Origin of the sequence: Polaribacter sp. R77954 (assembly GCF_044595335.1) — a bacterium.
In the GTDB taxonomy this organism is placed as follows: Bacteria; Bacteroidota; Bacteroidia; order Flavobacteriales; family Flavobacteriaceae; genus Polaribacter.
Map to the genome: position 1 here is coordinate 1,996,046 of NZ_CP138992.1, position 19,109 is coordinate 2,015,154.

20 protein-coding genes are annotated in these 19,109 nt (G+C 28.6%); all 20 read left to right on the top strand.

Annotated elements, in window-relative coordinates; genetic code table 11:
* Nucleotides 1–141 precede the first annotated feature (141 nt).
* The 20 genes from SJY27_RS08570 (at nt 142) to SJY27_RS08665 (ending at nt 18,522) form a co-directional block, all read left to right on the top strand.
* Complete coding sequence (locus SJY27_RS08570; protein WP_397447846.1) at nt 142–627, top strand: hypothetical protein; 486 nt, start codon at nt 142–144, stop codon at nt 625–627.
* Nucleotides 628–983: 356 nt separating this feature from the next.
* Complete coding sequence (locus tag SJY27_RS08575; RefSeq protein WP_397447847.1) at nt 984–1,505, top strand: hypothetical protein; 522 nt, start codon at nt 984–986, stop codon at nt 1,503–1,505.
* A 154-nt stretch (nt 1,506–1,659) separates the two neighbouring features.
* Complete coding sequence (locus SJY27_RS08580) at nt 1,660–2,124, top strand: hypothetical protein (RefSeq protein WP_397447848.1); 465 nt, start codon at nt 1,660–1,662, stop codon at nt 2,122–2,124.
* Between the two features lie 152 nt (nt 2,125–2,276).
* Nucleotides 2,277–2,708, top strand: a complete 432-nt coding sequence (locus tag SJY27_RS08585) for a hypothetical protein (RefSeq protein ID WP_397447849.1) — start codon at nt 2,277–2,279, stop codon at nt 2,706–2,708.
* Between the two features lie 158 nt (nt 2,709–2,866).
* Nucleotides 2,867–3,361, top strand: a complete 495-nt coding sequence (locus SJY27_RS08590; RefSeq protein WP_397447850.1) for a hypothetical protein — start codon at nt 2,867–2,869, stop codon at nt 3,359–3,361.
* A 406-nt stretch (nt 3,362–3,767) separates the two neighbouring features.
* Nucleotides 3,768–4,439, top strand: coding sequence for a hypothetical protein (locus tag SJY27_RS08595; protein ID WP_397447851.1), 672 nt, complete (start codon nt 3,768–3,770; stop codon nt 4,437–4,439).
* Between the two features lie 162 nt (nt 4,440–4,601).
* Nucleotides 4,602–5,024, top strand: coding sequence for a hypothetical protein (locus SJY27_RS08600; RefSeq protein WP_397447852.1), 423 nt, complete (start codon nt 4,602–4,604; stop codon nt 5,022–5,024).
* Nucleotides 5,025–5,692: 668 nt separating this feature from the next.
* Nucleotides 5,693–6,079 (top strand): hypothetical protein, encoded by a 387-nt coding sequence (locus SJY27_RS08605; RefSeq protein WP_397447853.1) that lies wholly within the window; start codon nt 5,693–5,695, stop codon nt 6,077–6,079.
* 611 nt (nt 6,080–6,690) lie between these two features.
* Entirely contained in the window at nt 6,691–7,302 is a 612-nt protein-coding gene (locus tag SJY27_RS08610; RefSeq protein WP_397447854.1) for a hypothetical protein, read from the top strand.
* Between the two features lie 161 nt (nt 7,303–7,463).
* On the top strand, nt 7,464–8,129 hold the full coding sequence (locus SJY27_RS08615) for a hypothetical protein (RefSeq protein ID WP_397447855.1): 666 nt from the start codon (nt 7,464–7,466) through the stop codon (nt 8,127–8,129).
* Nucleotides 8,130–8,330: 201 nt separating this feature from the next.
* Nucleotides 8,331–9,413, top strand: coding sequence for a Fic family protein (locus tag SJY27_RS08620; protein ID WP_397447856.1), 1,083 nt, complete (start codon nt 8,331–8,333; stop codon nt 9,411–9,413).
* Nucleotides 9,414–10,100: 687 nt separating this feature from the next.
* The gene (locus SJY27_RS08625) at nt 10,101–10,802 is read left to right on the top strand and encodes a hypothetical protein (protein WP_397447857.1); all 702 of its coding nucleotides are present in this window, start codon (nt 10,101–10,103) and stop codon (nt 10,800–10,802) included.
* 176 nt (nt 10,803–10,978) lie between these two features.
* Nucleotides 10,979–11,590 carry a hypothetical protein gene (locus tag SJY27_RS08630; protein WP_397447858.1) on the top strand — a complete coding sequence of 204 codons (612 nt, stop codon included), beginning with the start codon at nt 10,979–10,981 and terminating at the stop codon, nt 11,588–11,590.
* Nucleotides 11,591–11,747: 157 nt separating this feature from the next.
* On the top strand, nt 11,748–11,939 hold the full coding sequence (locus SJY27_RS08635; RefSeq protein ID WP_397447859.1) for a hypothetical protein: 192 nt from the start codon (nt 11,748–11,750) through the stop codon (nt 11,937–11,939).
* Between the two features lie 101 nt (nt 11,940–12,040).
* Complete coding sequence (locus SJY27_RS08640) at nt 12,041–12,241, top strand: hypothetical protein (RefSeq protein ID WP_397447860.1); 201 nt, start codon at nt 12,041–12,043, stop codon at nt 12,239–12,241.
* Nucleotides 12,242–14,449: 2,208 nt separating this feature from the next.
* Nucleotides 14,450–15,082 carry an outer membrane beta-barrel protein gene (locus SJY27_RS08645; RefSeq protein WP_397447861.1) on the top strand — a complete coding sequence of 211 codons (633 nt, stop codon included), beginning with the start codon at nt 14,450–14,452 and terminating at the stop codon, nt 15,080–15,082.
* 226 nt (nt 15,083–15,308) lie between these two features.
* On the top strand, nt 15,309–15,752 hold the full coding sequence (locus tag SJY27_RS08650) for a hypothetical protein (protein WP_397447791.1): 444 nt from the start codon (nt 15,309–15,311) through the stop codon (nt 15,750–15,752).
* Nucleotides 15,746–16,159 carry a contact-dependent growth inhibition system immunity protein gene (locus SJY27_RS08655; RefSeq protein WP_397447792.1) on the top strand — a complete coding sequence of 138 codons (414 nt, stop codon included), beginning with the start codon at nt 15,746–15,748 and terminating at the stop codon, nt 16,157–16,159. The genes SJY27_RS08650 and SJY27_RS08655 overlap by 7 nt, the downstream gene beginning before the upstream one ends.
* Before the next feature lie 148 nt (nt 16,160–16,307).
* Nucleotides 16,308–17,090, top strand: coding sequence for a T9SS type A sorting domain-containing protein (locus SJY27_RS08660; protein WP_397447862.1), 783 nt, complete (start codon nt 16,308–16,310; stop codon nt 17,088–17,090).
* 634 nt (nt 17,091–17,724) lie between these two features.
* A complete protein-coding gene (locus tag SJY27_RS08665; RefSeq protein ID WP_397447863.1) occupies nt 17,725–18,522 on the top strand; it encodes a hypothetical protein in 798 nt (265 codons plus the stop codon).
* Nucleotides 18,523–19,109 lie beyond the last annotated feature (587 nt).

Below are 19,109 nucleotides of genomic sequence, written 5' to 3' on the forward strand. Positions count from 1 at the left end.
TTATTGCTGGCTTTTTGCGTACTTGCGAAAGTCCTCACGGACTTTCTTGGTCAATAATTATTTACTAAATTAGTTGCTTGAAACACGCAACAAACCATATACAACAACGTTGGCAAACACTTACCAATCACACTCAAAAAAATGATTGAATTTAGAAAGGAAGATATTGAAAAATTAGATTTCATAATTGATAAAGTTTTAGAAAATGGATATTCAGACTTTGGAGATTTAGATAAAACTGAAACATCAGATGACTTTATAAGATATTTATATATTCTAAATGAATATGGAGTTTGTGATTGTAGTTTCACTGAAGATATGGAATTTGCCAAAAAAAATGAAAAAACAAAACACTTTAAATTACAAGGTGGTTTTAAAAGTTTATACTCTGAATCTATAAAAAAATCAAAACTAGATAACGAAAGGAATAGTTTAGAGTTGGAAAACTTAAAGTTACAGAATGAAAATCTTGAATACCAAAAGTCAATCCGAAATATGGAGAATAAAATAAGAAAATTGACAACTGACAATTTAAGGCTTGGAAATTGGGATATTCGATTTAGATGGTACATAGCAATAATTGGTTTTTTACTTGGAATCATAACTAAATATTTTATGGACAAGTGACTAAATATTTAATAAAGGAGAGAATTCCTAAAAGAAAAATTAAGTAAACTAAAAATTGAGCAATTTTACTTAAAAAGTATTCTATAAAATAAAATCTTTTAGAATAAAAAAATTTAGGTTTTTTTGACATAATATGTTGAATTTAAAATCTTTCACTTAAAAACGGTGGAAAGAATAAACCGAATTAATAATCTGAAAAAAAGCGATTTGCCAACAACGTGCATAATTCATTGCTTGCTTATTTTTCCTTCGGAAAAATACACAGACCCAAAGTTGTTTATTTTCTTTGCTTACTTTTAGCTATATTTACGCAACGAAACCATGCACAAACACGTTGGCAATAATTAAAAAGCGAAATGAAAAACGAATTCAAAACTGAAATTGTTGAAACTAAACAACCAATTAAAATATATGGTATAATATTTGGAATACTTTATTTATTAGCAAATTTTTATCTTTTTTTATATGACAAAGAAAATCAGAACATTTATTTAAAATATTTAAGTTTAATAATATTATTATTTGGAGCATATTTTATATTCGGAGAATCTTTTAAAAAACCGAAAGTAGTCGGAATATTTAAAATAACTGAAAAATATATTTCAATCAATTTGGACGGAATTGAAAATAAAATTGGAATAAAAGAAATAGAAAGTATTTTTCTAAAATATATGGGTTATGGAAGTTTGACAACTCACTCAATTTATGGAAATAAAAACTACCTGAAAATTTTAAAAAAGAATGGAGAAAACTATAATTTTGAAATACTTTTGAGAGACAAAAAAATGAAAAATGAATTTAAAAATGTTTTGAATAATATTGAAATAAATGAAAAATTTAATTTCACAAAAATCAATAATTCGAAAACTGAATTTTAAAAAACTATTGCCAACACCGTGTAAAAAAAATTGCTGGTAAAAGCCTACTTACGAAAATCCTCTCGGATTTTCTTGGTTCGTGTTTTATTTACTAAATTTATTGCTTAAACCACGCAACTTTTCCTACACAAACACGTTGTAAAACATTTGAGAAATGAACAATCCAAATCATTTAGGAATTAAAGAATATTTAGACTACAGTTTAAATAAATATTATATCGGAATTCTAAAAGATAACGGATTTGAACTTGTAAAATCCAAAATGAGTGGAATGGCTGGGTTTTATGTTTACAAAAGTAAGTGGTTGAATTTTATGATAGCAAATGACAGAGGAATTATTGAAACTAATATTTCTTCTCTGTTTTCAGAAGAATATTATGATTTCGATATTATAAACGCTTATTTAGCAAGATTGAGCGGATTGAATTCTGCGAGCAATAAATTTGGCGGAAATGACTTGACAAAAAGACTGAACCTTGAACAAGAAAGCAACTTATTCAAATCAAACATTGACTTAATAAAGGAATTATTTAATAAAGAAAATTACAAAAAGACAGAATTTGAACTTGATAAAATAGGAAATGAACGAGCTGATTTACTATTCGGACCAATAAAATAAAAACGTTTTACAACACCGTGTATAATTAATTGCTTTGGCAAGTGCTTATTTGGAAAATTCCTTCGGAATTTTCTCTGGTTCGTTTTTGTTTACTAAATTAGTTGCTTAACCACGCAACTAACCATACGCAAAACCGTTGTGTAACATTATCAATGAAACTCAAGGAATTCAAGATACATATTGAAAAAACTTTAGCTGAATTAAAACTTTATGCTGAACTTCATTCTGGAGAAAAACTTCCTAATGATTTTGACTTTGAATGGAGATTTGCAGAAAAAATAAAAGCATCTGGAAAGAAAAACGTGATTGAATTAATTGCGGAAAAAGTATATATAAATGAGAATGAAATTTATCCTTGTGTTGATTTATTTGTGGAAAGAGTAACTCCTGAAAATCGAATTCTAGTTTCTGGAAGAATAGCTGGATTTCCACCTAAAAAATTCGGAAAAGGTTGGAGTAATAGACCTGGGCCATTTATTTATGGAATTGGAAATGGAATTTCAACTAAAAAAGTTAACTCGAATACAAAAGAATTTAAAAATATGCTTTATGAAAAAGGACTTTTACATTATAAAACTGAATAAAAAAACGTTACACAACACCGTATAAACTTTATTGCTGCTACATTTTTCCTTCGGAAAAATACGCAGGCACAAAGTTGCTTAATTTTTGCTTATTTTTAGCATAAGTAAACGCAACAAAGCTTATACCAAAACGTTGTAGGTAATTTAAAACACAAACTATGAATAAAATTAAAATGCTGATTTGCTTACTATTTGTAAGCGCGAGTTTATTAGCTCAAAATGTTGAAATTCCAAGTAATTTGAAACTTGAAAACGCAGACGATTACAAGGAAACTGAAAAGTTAGTTCTGAATTCAACTGAGTGGTTATTGAAAACACCTATTTCTGAAAATCCAAGTAAGCGAAAAGAAATCAATGCTTTTTTGATGAAATGGATGAGCGGAAGTCCAACAGTTTCAATAGAATTAGTATCTGGAATTGTCCCTTTAGACTGTGCTGACTGCTTAATGTCGTTTATGAGCGGTTGGACTAAATATAGTCTCGAAAATGACTACTCAAAAGACAAAGTAGAATGTGCAGTAGCTGGAGCAGAAAACGCAATTGAATTCTACAGGAAGAATAAATCGGAACTCGGAAAGAATTCAGATATGGAAAAACTGATGAAACAGCAAAAAAAGGGAAAACTGGAAAAATATATTAAATCAAAATTCTAAAAAAACTACCTACAACAATGGCTATAAGTAATTGCTTGTTCTCGTCTAATTCTGAAAATCCTCGCGGATTTTCAGTTTGGTGTGTACTTGCAAATTTAAGTGCTAAACCACGCAACTACTCATAGCCGAGACCGTTGCCAGTAATTAAAGAAAAACCATTCACATTGATAACAAACATTCCAAAACCTGAAGATTTTCAAATGTTGCGAAACAATGTTTAATCCAATCATTTAATATAATTTATGAGGAAGACGTACATTTTAATGATGACGATGGACTTCCTAGAGATGATTTTTGGAAATATCATTTAGCACTTTTAAATACATCGGTAATATTAATTTATCAAGCAATCGAATCACTTTTAAAAGCAAAGGTTTGTGACGAATCTGCTTTACTATTACTTGATATGAAGAGGGAAAATTGGCCTACTGGACCAAATAGTGAAGACAAAGATTTTAATGATTTATTTACAATTGGTGGAGAATCATTACTTAACACTTATTTAGCAACTATCGAAAAGAAAGATATTGAACCTTCACTTGCAGTTTTTATAGAAGAGATTAGAATTACGAGAAATAGAATTATGCACGGAGTTGCTCACAAAACGCTTACGCCTGAATTTGTAATTAAAAGTATACTTCAAACTTTTAAATTTTTTCTTGGTCAAGATTCTTGGCGAAATACAACGAGAGATTTACTAATTAATAATCCTATTTTCGGAATATTTAATGAAGATTATGAAGAAGCACTTTTTATTGAAAAATTAGATTATACAGAAAATTTAGTAGGGAAAGGATTTTTAAATCAACAGTTTTCTATAGATATTAAAAGTAGAAGGTATTTCTGTCCTTGGTGTTTTGAATCTTTAGGACAAGAAGGATATGATTTGGATTCACCTTGGGCATTTTTAATACCACAAAAGGAAGAGAATACAGAAGAAATAATATGCTTAAATTGTCAAAGAACCAATAAAGTTGAGAGAGTTAATTGCATCGAAAAAGATTGTAAAGGAAATGTAATTAACGAAAATAATAATGACGAAAAAATTTGTCTGACTTGTAATTCTGAACAAGAATAACTACTGGCAACACCGTATATAATTTATTGCTAGCTTCTTGCCTACTTACGAAAGTCCTCGCGGACTTTCTTGGTCAATAATTATTTACTAAATTAGTTGTTTAAAACACGCAACAAACCATATACAACAACGTTGTATGCAATTACCAATCTAACTCAAAAAATGAAAAAAACAGTTTTTCTAATCTTTATCTTAATAGTATCAGAATCATTTATACAAAAAACTGAATTAAAATTTAACTTGATTGGAAGTTGGAAAACTGAAGGTTTTTTTAAATATGGAAAATTTACATTTGATAAAGATGGTTTTGTTTTGATAGATTATAATGACGATCCTATAGGTGGAAAAAAATTTAGCAGGAATGGAAAGTTTTATAGTCTGAAATATAAACTTGAACTCAAAAGTGAGCCTAAACAATTAGACTTGATTTTTACAAATTTAGAAAGCGGAAATGAAATGACTTGGAGAGGAATTATACAAGTTTTGAATGATAATAAAATAAGATATGCAAGGGCTGGAAATAATGAATCTAGACCAGAGAATTTTGAGAATATAGAATCAATAATATTAGAACGAATGAAATAACTGCATACAACACTATGTATAAAAAATTGCTACTTTTAGCTTAACCAAAGTCAGTTGCTTTTTTGCAATCTTATATTTTCCTGCGGAAAATAACGATAGCACAAAATCGCAACTTTCCTTACACAACAACGTTGCAAGTAATAGCGGAAACCACTCAGACGCTTTAAATTTGCGGTTAAATGCTTTTAAATTTAAAAAGGAAAAAAAGTGGAATTTAGAAATGCTGAACACTCTCTCGCTCGCAAAATTCAATGTTTGAATTTTGCATAACTTGAAATTGTAAAACGTAGGAATTTACTCAAAATTGAAAAATCAAAAAACGTGGGAATCTCAGCAAAACGTGGGAATGAAAAAATGGAATTTGAGCAACTTTCGGAATTGAATTTCTTTGCGAAATTTCTTACTCAAACTCTGAATTTTGCAAAATGTGAAAAGAATGAATTATAAACTGAAAAAAAATCTACTACTTGCAACACCGTGTATATTTTATTGCTTTCTTTTAGCCAACTTACGAAAATCCTCGCGGATTTTCTATTCAGTTTTTATTTGCTAAATTTACGCTAAACCAACGCAACAAAGCATACACAATCACGTTGTAATTAATAGCGGAAACCACTCAAATTCATAAGAATATTTGAAAACTTCGGAATAGATTTAAAATCGTTGAAATGAAAACTGAAAATAATAAAATTGACTTTTTAGAATACGAATTAGATGCAATGAATACTATTGGAATTCTGAATGGAAGTCTATTTTATGAAAGTGAAAGTTATGGTGGAGATATAGAAGAAACTGAAATTCCTCTCAAAAATATTTATAAAGTTGAATTTAAGCCGAAAAGAATAAATAAAGGAAAAACTAAAAGCAATTTAATTGGAGATTTTATATGGACAATTCTTGACTCTGGTGCTCATCCAACAACTGTTGAATATGACATTCCTGAATTAATTATTCGTTTTAAAAATGAAAACGGAATTAGAAAAGACCTTTTGAAAATTAAAAATAAAAATATTACGAAGGAAATTTACGAGGAAATAAAATCTAAAATCTACTAATTACAACACCGTGTAAAATTTATTGCTTTTTAAGGTTTTTCTGGCGAAAAACCTCGCAAGCGTAAAAGTCTGTAATTATTGGTTATTTTTAGCTAAATTTACGCAACAAACCCTACACAACAACGTTATGTTTTATTGCTCAGGAAAATCTAAACGCAGGAAAAAAATGCTGAACACTCTCTCGCGAATTTTGAAAAAGTCAAATCAGGGCGAAAATTTTACGCGGGAATTTTCTCTAATTTGGAATTCTTGACGTTTTGTGAAAAAATTAAATGGGGAAAAATATCGCGCGAATTAAAAATCAAAACGGAATCTAAACGCAAGAATTAACTCCGAAAAAGGAATTTAATAGAAATAAGAAATAAATAAAAAAAGCTCAAAAAAGGAAATTATAAAAGCTTGAAAAAATTGAAAACGGAATCTGAACTTGCTTACTCAAACGTATCGCAACAAAACATAACACCGTGTAAAATTTATTGCTTTTTCGGGTTTTTCTTACGAAAAACCTCGGAAACGCTAAAGTTTTAGTTTAAATAGCTTTTTTTTCGCTAAATTTACGCAACAAATAATACACCAAAACGTTAGCAGCAATTTAAGCCGACCATCAACCAATGAAATATTTTATAACATTAATACTACTCTTAATCATTTTGACTTACGGACAAGTAATGGAAACTGAATTTCCTCTTGCTTTAAATATTGTGCTGGTAGTTTTAATATTATTGGTTAGCGTTTTATGGGAATATTCAGTTCTAAATAAAAATTATGAATCTGACTTTAAAATGCAAAGTCAGCGAAAAGTATTCGGAATTTTTGAGTTAATTAATGCAATCGCTTGGACTTTATTATTGTGGTTTGGAGATTATGAAAGAAATATGATTTTTCTAACTTTAATATTTTGGACATTCCCTTTGGCTGAATTAATTATGTGGTTTGTTTATAAAAAGAAAAAACCATTTACACTTTTCATTAAAGACAATGTATTGATTTTAAATAAACGTTGGACTCAAAAACGGAATCTGACTGAACTCACTCAAATCCGATTTGACCGATTTAGCAAAAATTTAAAACTCGACTTTAAATCAAAATCTGGAATTTCAATTAAAACAACGGAATATAAAACTGACGAAATTCAAACTTTATTAGGAATTTTAATTGAGAAATCGGAAAATGAAGTTTTTATCCCGAATAATTATGAACCGAAAATAAAAAACAGCTGCTAACACCGTGTATAATTAATTGCTTTGGCAAGTGCTTATTTGGAAAATTCCTTCGGAATTTTCTCGCGTTCGTTTTTGTTTACTAAATTAGTTGCTGAAAAACGCAACTAACCATACACAAAACCGTTAGCTGTCATTTAAGGAAAAATCCGAACAACAATAAAATGAATCAATTTATTTCATACGAAGGATTACCAATTAACTTTGGAGGAGCTCATAGCGTGAGTAGAAAATCCCAAAAAGTGACTTATGAACAAACATTGGATTTTTTGAATTTATTCGCTGACAAAACTCAACCAAAATCAATCGAGTTGACTTTATACGAGTCAAAAAAAAAGGAATACTCTGCTCTAAAATTATTGCCGAAATTGACCTTAAAATTTGGAATTCCAAAAACAAGAAATGATGGTTGGTTAAGAACTTGGACTTGGAACCTAAACGAAAAGGATATTGAAAACGGATTTGAAACGCTTGAATTGAATAACGAATTACCTAAAAATCCTGCTGGACCAATATCTCTGAATTTTAATTGGAATTTTTATTTTAAAGACCCAAATACAAATCAAATTTTACCGAATCAAGAACTGATACCTGAACTGGATTTTAGAATTAAAAACTCTCGATTCTATCTAATGTTATCTGAAAAGTCAACGATTTCTGTTTGGTTTGCATTACCGTTTGAGAAAATCGAAAAATATGAATTGGAATTTATAAAAAAATTAAAGTCAAATTTACCTTTTAAGACATCTGACAAACATTGGAGAATTTGGAAAAAATCTGAAAAGGGAAATTGGACACCAAGAAAAATTGAAATAAAAAACGTCAGCTAACATCGTGTAAAAAAAATTGCTGGTAAAAGCCTACTTACGAAAATCCTCGCGGATTTTCTTGGTTCGTGTTTTATTTACTAACTTTATTGCTTAAACCACGCAACTTTCCTTACACATCAACGTTGTGTTTAATGCGACAAAAAGTCCCATATAATTGTTATTTGAACTATTTTGTTTATTTTTGGTACATATTTAAAGTAAATGGGACAAAATATACTATATTCAAAACTTGATAGACTTCCTCCTAAAAAAGAATGGATTGAAACTCTAGAAATACTAAAAATGGATTCTAAAGCAGCAAGAGCTTTAGGAGAACTAAAAGGAATTGCTGAAACTATGCCAAATCAAGCGATGCTAGTTAATGCAGTTGTACTTCAAGAAGCAAAAGATAGTTCTGAAATTGAAAACATAATAACTACTCAAGATGAATTATATAAAGCTATTTCATCAAATCAAAAACTTAAAAATTCAGCAGTTAAAGAAGTTGTAAATTATAGAAAAGCTATTTTTTATGGTTATGAGCTTGCGAAAAAACAAAATTTTTTAAAACTGAAAGACGTTGAGGAAATTCAAAAAATCATCATTGAAAATAATGCAGGTTATAGAAAAACTCCAGGAACTGTTCTGAAAAATGACAAAACTGGAGAAATTGTTTACACTCCACCACAAGATAAAGATGAAATTCTAGATTTACTCGGAAATTTTTTAGAACATTTCAATATTGAAAATAAAGAAATCTCTCCTCTTATAAATTTAGCAATTCTTCACTATCAGTTTGAAAGTATTCACCCTTTTTATGATGGAAATGGAAGAACGGGTCGAATTCTAAATATCCTATTTTTAATACTTAACAAATTAATAGATATACCTATTTTATATCTTAGTTCTTACATAATTGAAAATAAATCTGAATATTACAAACTACTCAATAAAGTAAATAAAAAAAATGAATGGGAACCTTGGATTATTTATATGTTAAAAGCTGTTGAGTTTACATCATTAAAAACAATTAGTAAAATAAAATCAATAACTAATTTACTTAATGAAACAATTGAGTTTGTGAAAGAAAACGAACCTAAAACTTACAGAAAGGAATTAATTGAGTTGCTTTTTGAACAACCTTATTCCAAAATTGAATATGTTGTAAATCGATTAAATGTAGAAAGAAAAGCTGGTTCAAGATATTTAAAAAAATTAGAAGAAATAGGAATATTAAAATCACAAAAATTGGGAAGGGAAACAATTTACGTTAACGAAAAACTTATTGAAATATTAAAGCACTAAACACAACAATGGCTATATTTAATTGCTGGCTTCTAGCCTACTTTGGAAAATCCCCTCGAATTTTCCATTCAGTAATTATTTGCCTACTTTTAGCTAAACAAAACCGCAACTAAAACATAGCCTAAAACGTTGTAAAAAACTGCTGAATCGCGCCAGAAATAAATAAGTTCTTTAAAATTAACTTTTGTTTTTTTGTTATTTGTAAAACTGAATTCTGAGAAAAAAATGTGAATTTCTAAAATGTGGAACACTCTCTCGCTCGCAAAATTCAACGAGTTGAATTTTGCATATTTTGGAAATTATTAAACGTGGGAATTTACTCAAACTCGGAAAATCAAAACGTGGGAATCTCAGCAAAACGTGTAAACTAAAGCTTGAATTTTAGCAACTTACGGAATGAATTTCTTTGCGGAAGTTTCTAAGAAAACAATGAAAAAAAATAAAATGAAAAATTAAAAAAGTAAGAAATGAAATGAAAGAAAATAGCGGAATTTTATCTTCAAACTGGAAAAAAGAAAAAATTTATAATCGGAAATTAAACACGCATTTTACAACACCGTGTATAAAAAATTGCTATTTTTAGCTTCATCAAAGTCAGTTGCTTTTTTGCAATCTTATATTTTCCTTCGGAAAATAACGATGGCACAAAATCGCAACTTTCCATAACACAAACCCGTTACCACACATTTGAGAGAAACACATTTAATATCGATAATTTTAGTTTTTATTTCAACATTTACGCTTGCTCAAAATAAAATTGAGTTAGTTCCGAATGATTGTAGTGAAAAAAACGGGTTCACAATGTTTTTATTGGACAGAGCAAATCCGAAAATTTTAACGAACCAAAAAATCGGTAAGACAAAAAAATATTTAGAGAATAATAAAATGATTATTCTTAATAACTCGGATTTTTTAAAAATAGAATACACTAATATTTTTGGACAGAAAATCGACACTATTTTTAAAAACGCAAAAAAACTGTCTGAAATAAAAATTTGTGTTAATAAATTTAAAGATTATGAAAGAAAGTCACTAATAAGAGAATCATTACAAAATAAAAAAAAATGGACTTTAAATAGAACTTGGGGACATCAAACGATTGACCACGACAAACTTATTTTAAAACCAAAAAGGAGATTTTTAAGATATAAATATTACAAAAATGGAAAAATAATAACACGTGGAAAAGTTAAGATTACAGAATTAATTCTTGAGAAAATAAGTTTGTATGAACGTAAATTGAATTTAATGAAAAATGCAGACAATTCTTGTAATTTCGGAACAAATTACACTCTGAATAATGGGATAGAGGAAATCAATTTTCAAGACAACAGCTGTTCTGGATTTTTGAATGAGGAATTATTATCTGAATTAGAAAAAGCGGAATAAAAACGTGCGGTAACACCGTATATAATTTATTGCTGGCTTCTTGCCTACTTGCGAAAGTCCTCGCGGACTTTCTTGGTCAGTAATTATTTACTAAATTAGTTGCTTGAAACACGCAACAAACCATATACAACAACGTTACCACACATTTGAGAAAAACGCTATTCATATTGACCATTTTGATTTTCAAACAAAATCTTTACTCGCAAAAAGAAATTGTCGGAAAGGTGGAATTTTATAAATCAATTGAAAGTAATTGGAAAATTCTGGAATCTTTTCCTGATGCTACGATTAAACATTTGACCAATCGAATTCATAGAATTAAGATTGAGCAAAACAATCAAGTAACAGAACTTAAAACTGACTCAACTGGAATTTTTAAAATCAAAGCTGAATCGAATGACACTATTAGAATTATTGTAAACGACCATTCGCCGGTTTTCAACGAGAAATTTCAATTTGATTTAAGTAAAATAAAAGACACCTTAAAACTTAGAATATCTGACAAAAAATTGTGTGTTCATCGAGATTCAATTAGTGAACCGAAATTCTATGCTAAATACAACGAACGACAAGCGGAATTGGATTTTAATAATGGAAAACTTGAATTGTTAGCTATTAGTACTTGCTGGCCAACAGAAGAATCAATTGAAAGGTGGAAACAAATAGAAGTGGAATACGGAATAAAATATAATTACTACTTTGAACCAACTCGTGAAAAAATTAAAATAATGTACCGATATAATCAAGTAATGAAAAAACTAATCGGAATAAATAAAAACGTGTGGTAACAACGTGTATAGCTCATTGCGGCTGAATTCCTAATCGGAATTCATTACAATTTGCTATCTTTCGGTTACGGCGGAAAATCATAGCTGATTTTCCGCAACGAGCTATACACAAAAACGTTGGCATTCATTGACAAGCGAACTCAAAAAAACGAAAATTATGGAAGAATTAAAATTACATTCTTTTGGACAAAATGACCATATTGAATCTCTAAAGAAAAATTACAATTCTCTAAAAGAGAAAATTAAAGGAAATAAATTTTTAACTGAAAAAGAAAAAATTGTTGAGCAAAAACGCTTAATAGAACACTTAAAAAAAGAAAAGAAAAATTCTGAATATAATATTTACTAAATTGGAATTTTAGTTAATTCGTGAAATCCAAAACTGAACTGAAAAACAAAACCTGAATTGAATGCGGAATTTAGCAAGTTGCGGAATGAATTATTAAGATTATGAATAAACGAATTAAATCAATAATTATAGGAGGACTATTTGGCGGAACTGTTTTTGCTGGAATAATGGCTGGTTTCGATTACTCTGATGGAGAAAATTTTAAAATTTGGAGGTTTTTATGGAATTTTTTCTTTTTTGGTGGATTTATGTGCTTTTTAACTTATTATAATTTAAAGAAACAATCGAAAAATGAAAAATAAAAAACAACGAAATGCCAACACCGTACAAAATTAATTGCTTGCTTTTTGCTTACTTACGAAAATCCTCGCGGATTTTCTTTGTAAGTTATTATTTAGTAATTTTATTGCTTAACCACAGCAACTAACCTTGTACAAACACGTTGTAAATAATGCGTGAATCCACTCAGATTCGTGAAAGTTGGAATTCAAAAAATGGTGGAATTTGAGTAAAACGTGTGAATTTTTAAACACTCAAAAATGGAATTTAAAAATTGCTGAACAGACTCTCGCTAACGTTGAATTTTGAATAAAATGAAAAACAAAAAATGTTGGAATCTACTCAAAATCGGAATTACAAAACCTGGAAATCATAGCAAAACGTGTGAATTTTGCAACGCTCAAAAAATGGAATTCAAAAATTGCTGAACAGACTCTCACTAACTTTGAATTTTGAACAAAATGAGAAATAAAGATGTTGGAATTTACTCAAACTCTAAATTGCAAAACGTGGGAATCATAACAAAAAGTGTGAATGAAAAACTGGAATTTAGCATCTTGCGAAATTGAAAATCTTTGAGGAATTTTCTCTCGAAAACAAAATTTGAATGAAATGGAAAACAAACTGAATTATTAATTGAAAAAAAAGCACTATTTACAACAATGGCTATATTTAATTGCTAATGTATTTTTCCTTCGGAAAAATACGCAGGCACGAAGTTGTTTGATTTTTTTGCTTACTTTTAGCTAAACAAAACCGCAACTAAAACGTTGTAAATAATGCGTGAATCCACTCAGACTCTTGAAAGTTGGAGTTTTAAAAATGGTGGAATTTGAGCAAATTGTGTGAATTTTGAAACGCTCTAAAAATGGAATTTAAAAATTGCTGAATAGACTCTCGATAACCTTGAATTTTGAATAAATTGAGAATTAAAAATGTTGGAATTTACTCAAACTCGGAATTGCAAAACGTGGGAATCTTAGCAAAACGTGTGAATGAAAAAATGGAATTTAGCATCTTGGGGAATTGAAAATCTTTGCGGAATTTTCTCTCAAACTCTGAATTTGGACAAAATTGAAAACAAAATGAATTATAAATCTTAAAAAAAGCACTATTTACAACAATGCCTATATTTAATTGCTGCTTTATTTTTCCGAAGGAAAAATACGCAGGCACAAAGTTGTTTGACTTTTTTTGCTTATTTTTAGCTAAACTAAACCGCAACTAAAACATAGCCTAGAACGTTGTAAATAATGCGTGAATCCACTCAATTTCGTGAAAGTTGTAATTCAAAAAATCGTGGAATTTGAGTAAAACGTGTGAATTTTGCAACGCTCAAAAAATGGAATTCAAAAATTGCTGAACAGACTCTCACTAACTTTGAATTTTGAACAAAATGAGAAATAAAGATGTTGGAATTTACTCAAACTATAAATTGCAAAACGTGGGAATCATAACAAAAAGTGTGAATGAAAAACTGGAATTTAGCATCTTGCGAAATTGAAAATCTTTGAGGAATTTTCTCTCGAAAACAAAATTTGAATGAAATGGAAAACAAACTGAATTATTAATTAAAAAAAAGCACTATTTACAACAATGGCTATATTTAATTGCTAATGTATTTTTCCTTCGGAAAAATACGCAGGCACGTAGTTGTTTGATTTTTTTGCTTACTTTTAGCTAAACAAAACCGCAACTAAAACATAGCCTAAAACGTTAGTATACATTGGCGAATTACCTCATCAAACTTCTTGATTGCTTAACGGTTTTATGGCTTTCTTGGGCTAAGTGAAGCAGCTTATTGTTTGTTTATTTTTGGTAGTGAAAACCTAATACTTTAAAAAAAAGTGATCAAATCTGTTCGCAAGTAGTTCGTGTGACTAAATCCCTTTATTTTTGGAGTTTTTAATAACGTAACTTCACATAGGAAAGTCTTTCTTTAATTAACTTAGTGAAAACTAGCAATGGCTTAAAATTGTTTTTTCAAATCTCAACGAAAGCAACACTCCTAATCTCAATGTTGTGAAGAAGAAAAAAAACAATTTTAATCAGCCTATTTGGAAAATTAATTAGGCTATGTTTAGCCAACGAATACTAACCTGCTGTATAATTAATTACTGCTTATTACCTACTTACGAAATATTTTTCTGAGATTTTTTTTAGTCATTATCAAGAAAATAGTATCTTTAAAAAACGTAACTAACCATACAACCCGTACGTTACCCAAAATTATGAAAAAAATACTGCTAATATCATTTTTAATGCTTCAATGGAGCATCTATGCGCAAGATAATCCAAAATGGAATGTGGGAATTGAATATTCATTTGATGATTTGTCACTCGACAATGGACAGAATAATGATTATCTGGTTACCCAAGGAAATATAAATGGGTACGGAATCGAATTTGACAAAAATAATTATACAATTGGATTAACGACACAGTATTTTTTGAATAAAAAAGTAAGTCTTTCATCTGGAATTTTATATTCGAACAAGGATTTTACAGGAACATTTAATTGTGCAACTTGTGATTTTTTCGAATCCTTTCCAGAAACAATAAAACAAAGGTTTATAGTGATTCCTTTGTCAATAGATTACAACTTCAAGTTAGGTAATTTAAAACCCATTTTAAAAGCTGGATTCAATAATAATATCGAAACTGATAACGATTTAAAAGAGCAAAGCAAAGGTTACTTTTTAGAGGCTTTTTTCGGAATTTTAATGAATTACGAAATCATTGACAATTGGCACATTGGAGTAGGATATAACTATCAAACATCATTGACTGAGTTATACAAAACAGACGAATATAATTTAAGAACAAACAGCTTTTATTTACAAATTAACTATCGAATAAAATAACGTTGGGTAACAACGTATATAGCTCATAGCTAGGCAGTTGCTTAATCCAAAGTTAAGGTGTATTTGCTAGTCCGCCAAATTTTTTAATTTGGCTTATTCAGAAAAAAGATAATAAGAAAAATTAAAAAATTCGGCTCGTGCTTCATCCGAAAATAATTTCATAATTTGCACGCTACGAGCCATATACAGAGACGTTGGCAACAAGCACAAAACCGCACGTTGAAAAATGAAAATATTGAAAAAAATAAAACGAAATTCAATAATTCTTACCGTAATTCTACATTCATTTATAATTCTCGGAGTTGGACACGGAATTGGTATAATGGGAATTATAGATATTGCGAGTATTCCTAATTTAATTGATAATTATGGTTTTACATTAAGTGGCGAATTTAATGATAAAATTATGACAATTGGGTTTATATCTTTAATTGGAAAAATATTGTTAATCTTTAGTTTATTTCAAAAAAAAGAATTGTCCGAAAAAATATTTGAAATTATCGGAATTGTTCTTTTGTGGATTTCAGTTTATTTTTTGTCGTCTGGAAATTGGAATTATAATTTTGTTTATGCAATTGCATTTTGGACAAGTATTCCATTTTTAATTTCATCTTTAAATTTAGCTTTTCTTATATTTAAAAAACAAAGAAAAAATAAATTGGAATGTTAGAAAAATCAATAGAACAATTAGAAAATAATTATTGGAAAAAAGAATCTGAATTTCCAACTACTTTAATTGAAAAATGTTTTGAATATAGGAAAATCAAACTTTCTGAATTGTCAACTGAACAAATTAGACTTCTAATCTCACAAGAAATAGGAATTGATTTTTTAATTGAAATTGCAATAAAGAAACTTGAACAAAATATAATCGCAGAAGGAAATTTGTATGAAGGAGATTTATTAGATTCTGTTTCAAAAATATCAACTGAATTTTGGAGTAAAAACAAATTTGAATTAAAGAAATTGAAAACTATTATTGAAAAAAATAAAGAGACAATAAAAACTGAAATGGGAGAAAAGGAATATGAACGAATTTGGGAAAGAATAAAAGCCAGTTGCCAACAACATATATAATTTATTGCTGGCTACTTGCTTACTTGCGAAAATCCTCGCGGATTTTCTTTGTCAGTAATTATTTACTAAATTAGTTGCTTAAACCACGCAACAAACCATATATAAACACGTTAGGCACAAGCAAGTTGAACAACTAAAAAAAAGAAAAATGAAAAAAATATTACTACTTATTCTTTTTAACTTTATAATCTCAAATAAATTTTTAGCTTGTAGTTGGACTTCAAATTCATTTTGTGACACAAGTCAATCTTCATCTTTTCAAAATGACTTAATTGTTTATGGAAAAATAATTGCAATTGACAATGATGGAATAGACTTTGAAATCATAGATGTTTTGAGAGGTCAAGAAAACAAAACAATTATACGAATTTGGGATGGAGTTGACTTTGATTGTAATGGAACTTTCTCAATGGCAGCTTCTGAATTAGGAGCAGTTGATAAGCATATAATTATAATTTTACCTAAAATAGCTGAAAAGAAAAGCTCTTGGGAAGTCATTGGAGATTATAGAAGACCTGATTTTTTTCTATATACTCCGAATTTAAGAGTAGAAAATGGAATTGTTTACGGATTAATTTCTGGATTTGAAACTTATCCATATGTTGAAGAACAAGCAACTTATGAAAATTTTAAAGATTCTTGGCAGACAAATGGAAATTGTTCTTCAGTAGTTTTAGGAACTGAAAGTTATAAACTTGAAAAAACATTTAAGATTTATACAAATTCAAATAATAAGTTTAAAATTTCATCAAATAAGAAAACTGAATTTAAAGTTAGAGTTTTTAATATAAATGGTTTGAAAATTGAATCAACTGAACTTATTGAAAAAGAATTTGAAATTGATTTATCGAAATATTCAGCAGGAATTTATTTCATAAATCTAACATACGAAAACAATAAAATTCGGAATTTCAAAATTATAAAAAAATAGGAAAGAAAAATAAAAAGCCAGTGCCTAACACCGTGTAAAAAAAATTGCTAGTAAAAGCCAATTTACGAAAGTCCTCGCGGACTTTCTATCTGTGATTTATTTGCTAACTTTAGTACTTAAACAACGCAACTTTTCTTACACAACAACGTTGTAAATAATGCGTGAATCCACTCAAATTCGTGAAAGTTGGAGTTTAAAAATGGTGGAATTTGAGCATAAAGTGTAAATTTGAAAAGCTCTAAAAATGGAATTTAAAAATTGCTGAACAGACTCTCGCTAACGTTGAATTTTGAATAAAATGAAAAAGAAAAATGTTGGAATCTACTCCAACTCGGAATCACAAAAAGTGGGAATCACAGCAAAACGTGTGAATAAAAAACTGGAATTTGGCTACTTATGGAATTGAAAATCTTTGCGGAATTTTCTCTTGAAAACAAAATTTGAATGAAACGAAAAATAAACTGAATTATGAATTAAAAAAAGCACTATTTACAACACCGTGTAAAATTTATTGCTTTTTCTGGTTTTTCTTACGAAAAACCTCGGAAACGCTAAAGTTTTAGTATAATAAACTATTTTTTTCGCTAAATTTACGCAACAAATAATACACATAAACGTTGGCAAACATTTAAAAATGAGACTAATAACACTATTTTTTATTTTATTAATAAACCTTTCTTACAGTCAGGAAATAAAATATCATAATCCGAATTTTGATTTTGAAAATGGAAAGAAATATTTTCTATTTGGAAATGACGTGAAATTTAGAGAGTTACCTGATTTATCTTCTGAAACAATTGATTTATTGAAAATTGGAACAGAAATAGAAATAGTTGAAAAAACAGAAAATAAACTGAACTACAATGGAGTTGAATCGCCTTTTTATAAAGTTAAGCATAACAACAAAGTTGGCTATATTCTTGGAGGCTTAATTTCTTTAGAAAAAAAGGAAATTAATAACTCGAAATACTTTTTTGCATACAAAAAAGATGAAAATAATTATTCAATTATAATTCGTCTTTTAAATAACGAATCTGAAATTATAGAAGTTAAATCTATGTTATCAACAACCGAATTTTCTGTTGATATTTTTGACAATAAAGGAATTGAAAATATTGACAACATCTTATTTATAAATTATTTAGCGGAAGCTTGTGGAATTGATGGTGGTGGAATTTTCTTTTTTAAAGCAAAATCTGAATTAGTTAAAGTTTTGGAAATATCTCAAGTTTCTGATGCAGGTGTTTATTGGTTAGAAGAAAAATTAATTTTTCCAAAAGAAAAAGACGGAGTAAAAGGAAAAATAGTTTATCAAAAAGAAATTGGGAATTATGAAGACGAGGAAACAAATTGGATTGAAATAAAAAAAACAAGCAGAGAGCTTGAATGGAAAAACGGAGTTTTAATTCCGGAATTAGAAAATGAAAAATAAAAAAACGATTTGCCAACACCGTGTATATTTTATTGCTTTCTTTTAGCCAACTTACGAAAATCCTCGCGGATTTTCTATTTGGTTTTTATTTGCTAAATTTACGCTAAACCAACGCAACAAAGTATACACAAACACGTTGTAAATAATGCGTGAATCCACTCAGACTCTTAAAAGTTGGAGTTTTAAAAATGGTGGAATTTGAGCAAATTGTGTGAATTTTGAAACGCTCTAAAAATGGAATTTAAAAATTGCTGAACAGACTCTCGATAACCTTGAATTTTGAATAAATTGAGAATTAAAAATGTTGGAATTTACTCAAACTCGGAATTGCAAAACGTGGGAATCTTAGCAAAACGTGTGAATGAAAAAATGGAACTTAGCATCTTGTGGAATTGAAAATCTTTGCGGAATTTTCTCTCAAACTCTGAATTTGGACAAAATTGAAAACAAAATGAATTATAAATCTTAAAAAAAGCACTATTTACAACAATGCCTATATTTAATTGCTGCTTTATTTTTCCTTCGGAAAAATACGCAGGCACAAAGTTGTTTGACTTTTTTTGCTTATTTTTAGCTAAACTAAACCG

Bases quoted from the DNA above. Each gene is read 5' to 3' on its own strand.
- SJY27_RS08570 (WP_397447846.1), top strand. From the start codon at position 142: ATGATTGAATTTAGAAAGGAAGATATTGAAAAATTAGATTTCATAATT.
- SJY27_RS08575 (WP_397447847.1), top strand. From the start codon at position 984: ATGAAAAACGAATTCAAAACTGAAATTGTTGAAACTAAACAACCAATT.
- SJY27_RS08580 (WP_397447848.1), top strand. From the start codon at position 1,660: ATGAACAATCCAAATCATTTAGGAATTAAAGAATATTTAGACTACAGT.
- SJY27_RS08585 (WP_397447849.1), top strand. From the start codon at position 2,277: ATGAAACTCAAGGAATTCAAGATACATATTGAAAAAACTTTAGCTGAA.
- SJY27_RS08590 (WP_397447850.1), top strand. From the start codon at position 2,867: ATGAATAAAATTAAAATGCTGATTTGCTTACTATTTGTAAGCGCGAGT.
- SJY27_RS08595 (WP_397447851.1), top strand. From the start codon at position 3,768: ATGAAGAGGGAAAATTGGCCTACTGGACCAAATAGTGAAGACAAAGAT.
- SJY27_RS08600 (WP_397447852.1), top strand. From the start codon at position 4,602: ATGAAAAAAACAGTTTTTCTAATCTTTATCTTAATAGTATCAGAATCA.
- SJY27_RS08605 (WP_397447853.1), top strand. From the start codon at position 5,693: ATGAAAACTGAAAATAATAAAATTGACTTTTTAGAATACGAATTAGAT.
- SJY27_RS08610 (WP_397447854.1), top strand. From the start codon at position 6,691: ATGAAATATTTTATAACATTAATACTACTCTTAATCATTTTGACTTAC.
- SJY27_RS08615 (WP_397447855.1), top strand. From the start codon at position 7,464: ATGAATCAATTTATTTCATACGAAGGATTACCAATTAACTTTGGAGGA.
- SJY27_RS08620 (WP_397447856.1), top strand. From the start codon at position 8,331: ATGGGACAAAATATACTATATTCAAAACTTGATAGACTTCCTCCTAAA.
- SJY27_RS08635 (WP_397447859.1), top strand. From the start codon at position 11,748: ATGGAAGAATTAAAATTACATTCTTTTGGACAAAATGACCATATTGAA.
- SJY27_RS08640 (WP_397447860.1), top strand. From the start codon at position 12,041: ATGAATAAACGAATTAAATCAATAATTATAGGAGGACTATTTGGCGGA.
- SJY27_RS08645 (WP_397447861.1), top strand. From the start codon at position 14,450: ATGAAAAAAATACTGCTAATATCATTTTTAATGCTTCAATGGAGCATC.
- SJY27_RS08650 (WP_397447791.1), top strand. From the start codon at position 15,309: ATGAAAATATTGAAAAAAATAAAACGAAATTCAATAATTCTTACCGTA.
- SJY27_RS08655 (WP_397447792.1), top strand. From the start codon at position 15,746: ATGTTAGAAAAATCAATAGAACAATTAGAAAATAATTATTGGAAAAAA.
- SJY27_RS08660 (WP_397447862.1), top strand. From the start codon at position 16,308: ATGAAAAAAATATTACTACTTATTCTTTTTAACTTTATAATCTCAAAT.
- SJY27_RS08665 (WP_397447863.1), top strand. From the start codon at position 17,725: ATGAGACTAATAACACTATTTTTTATTTTATTAATAAACCTTTCTTAC.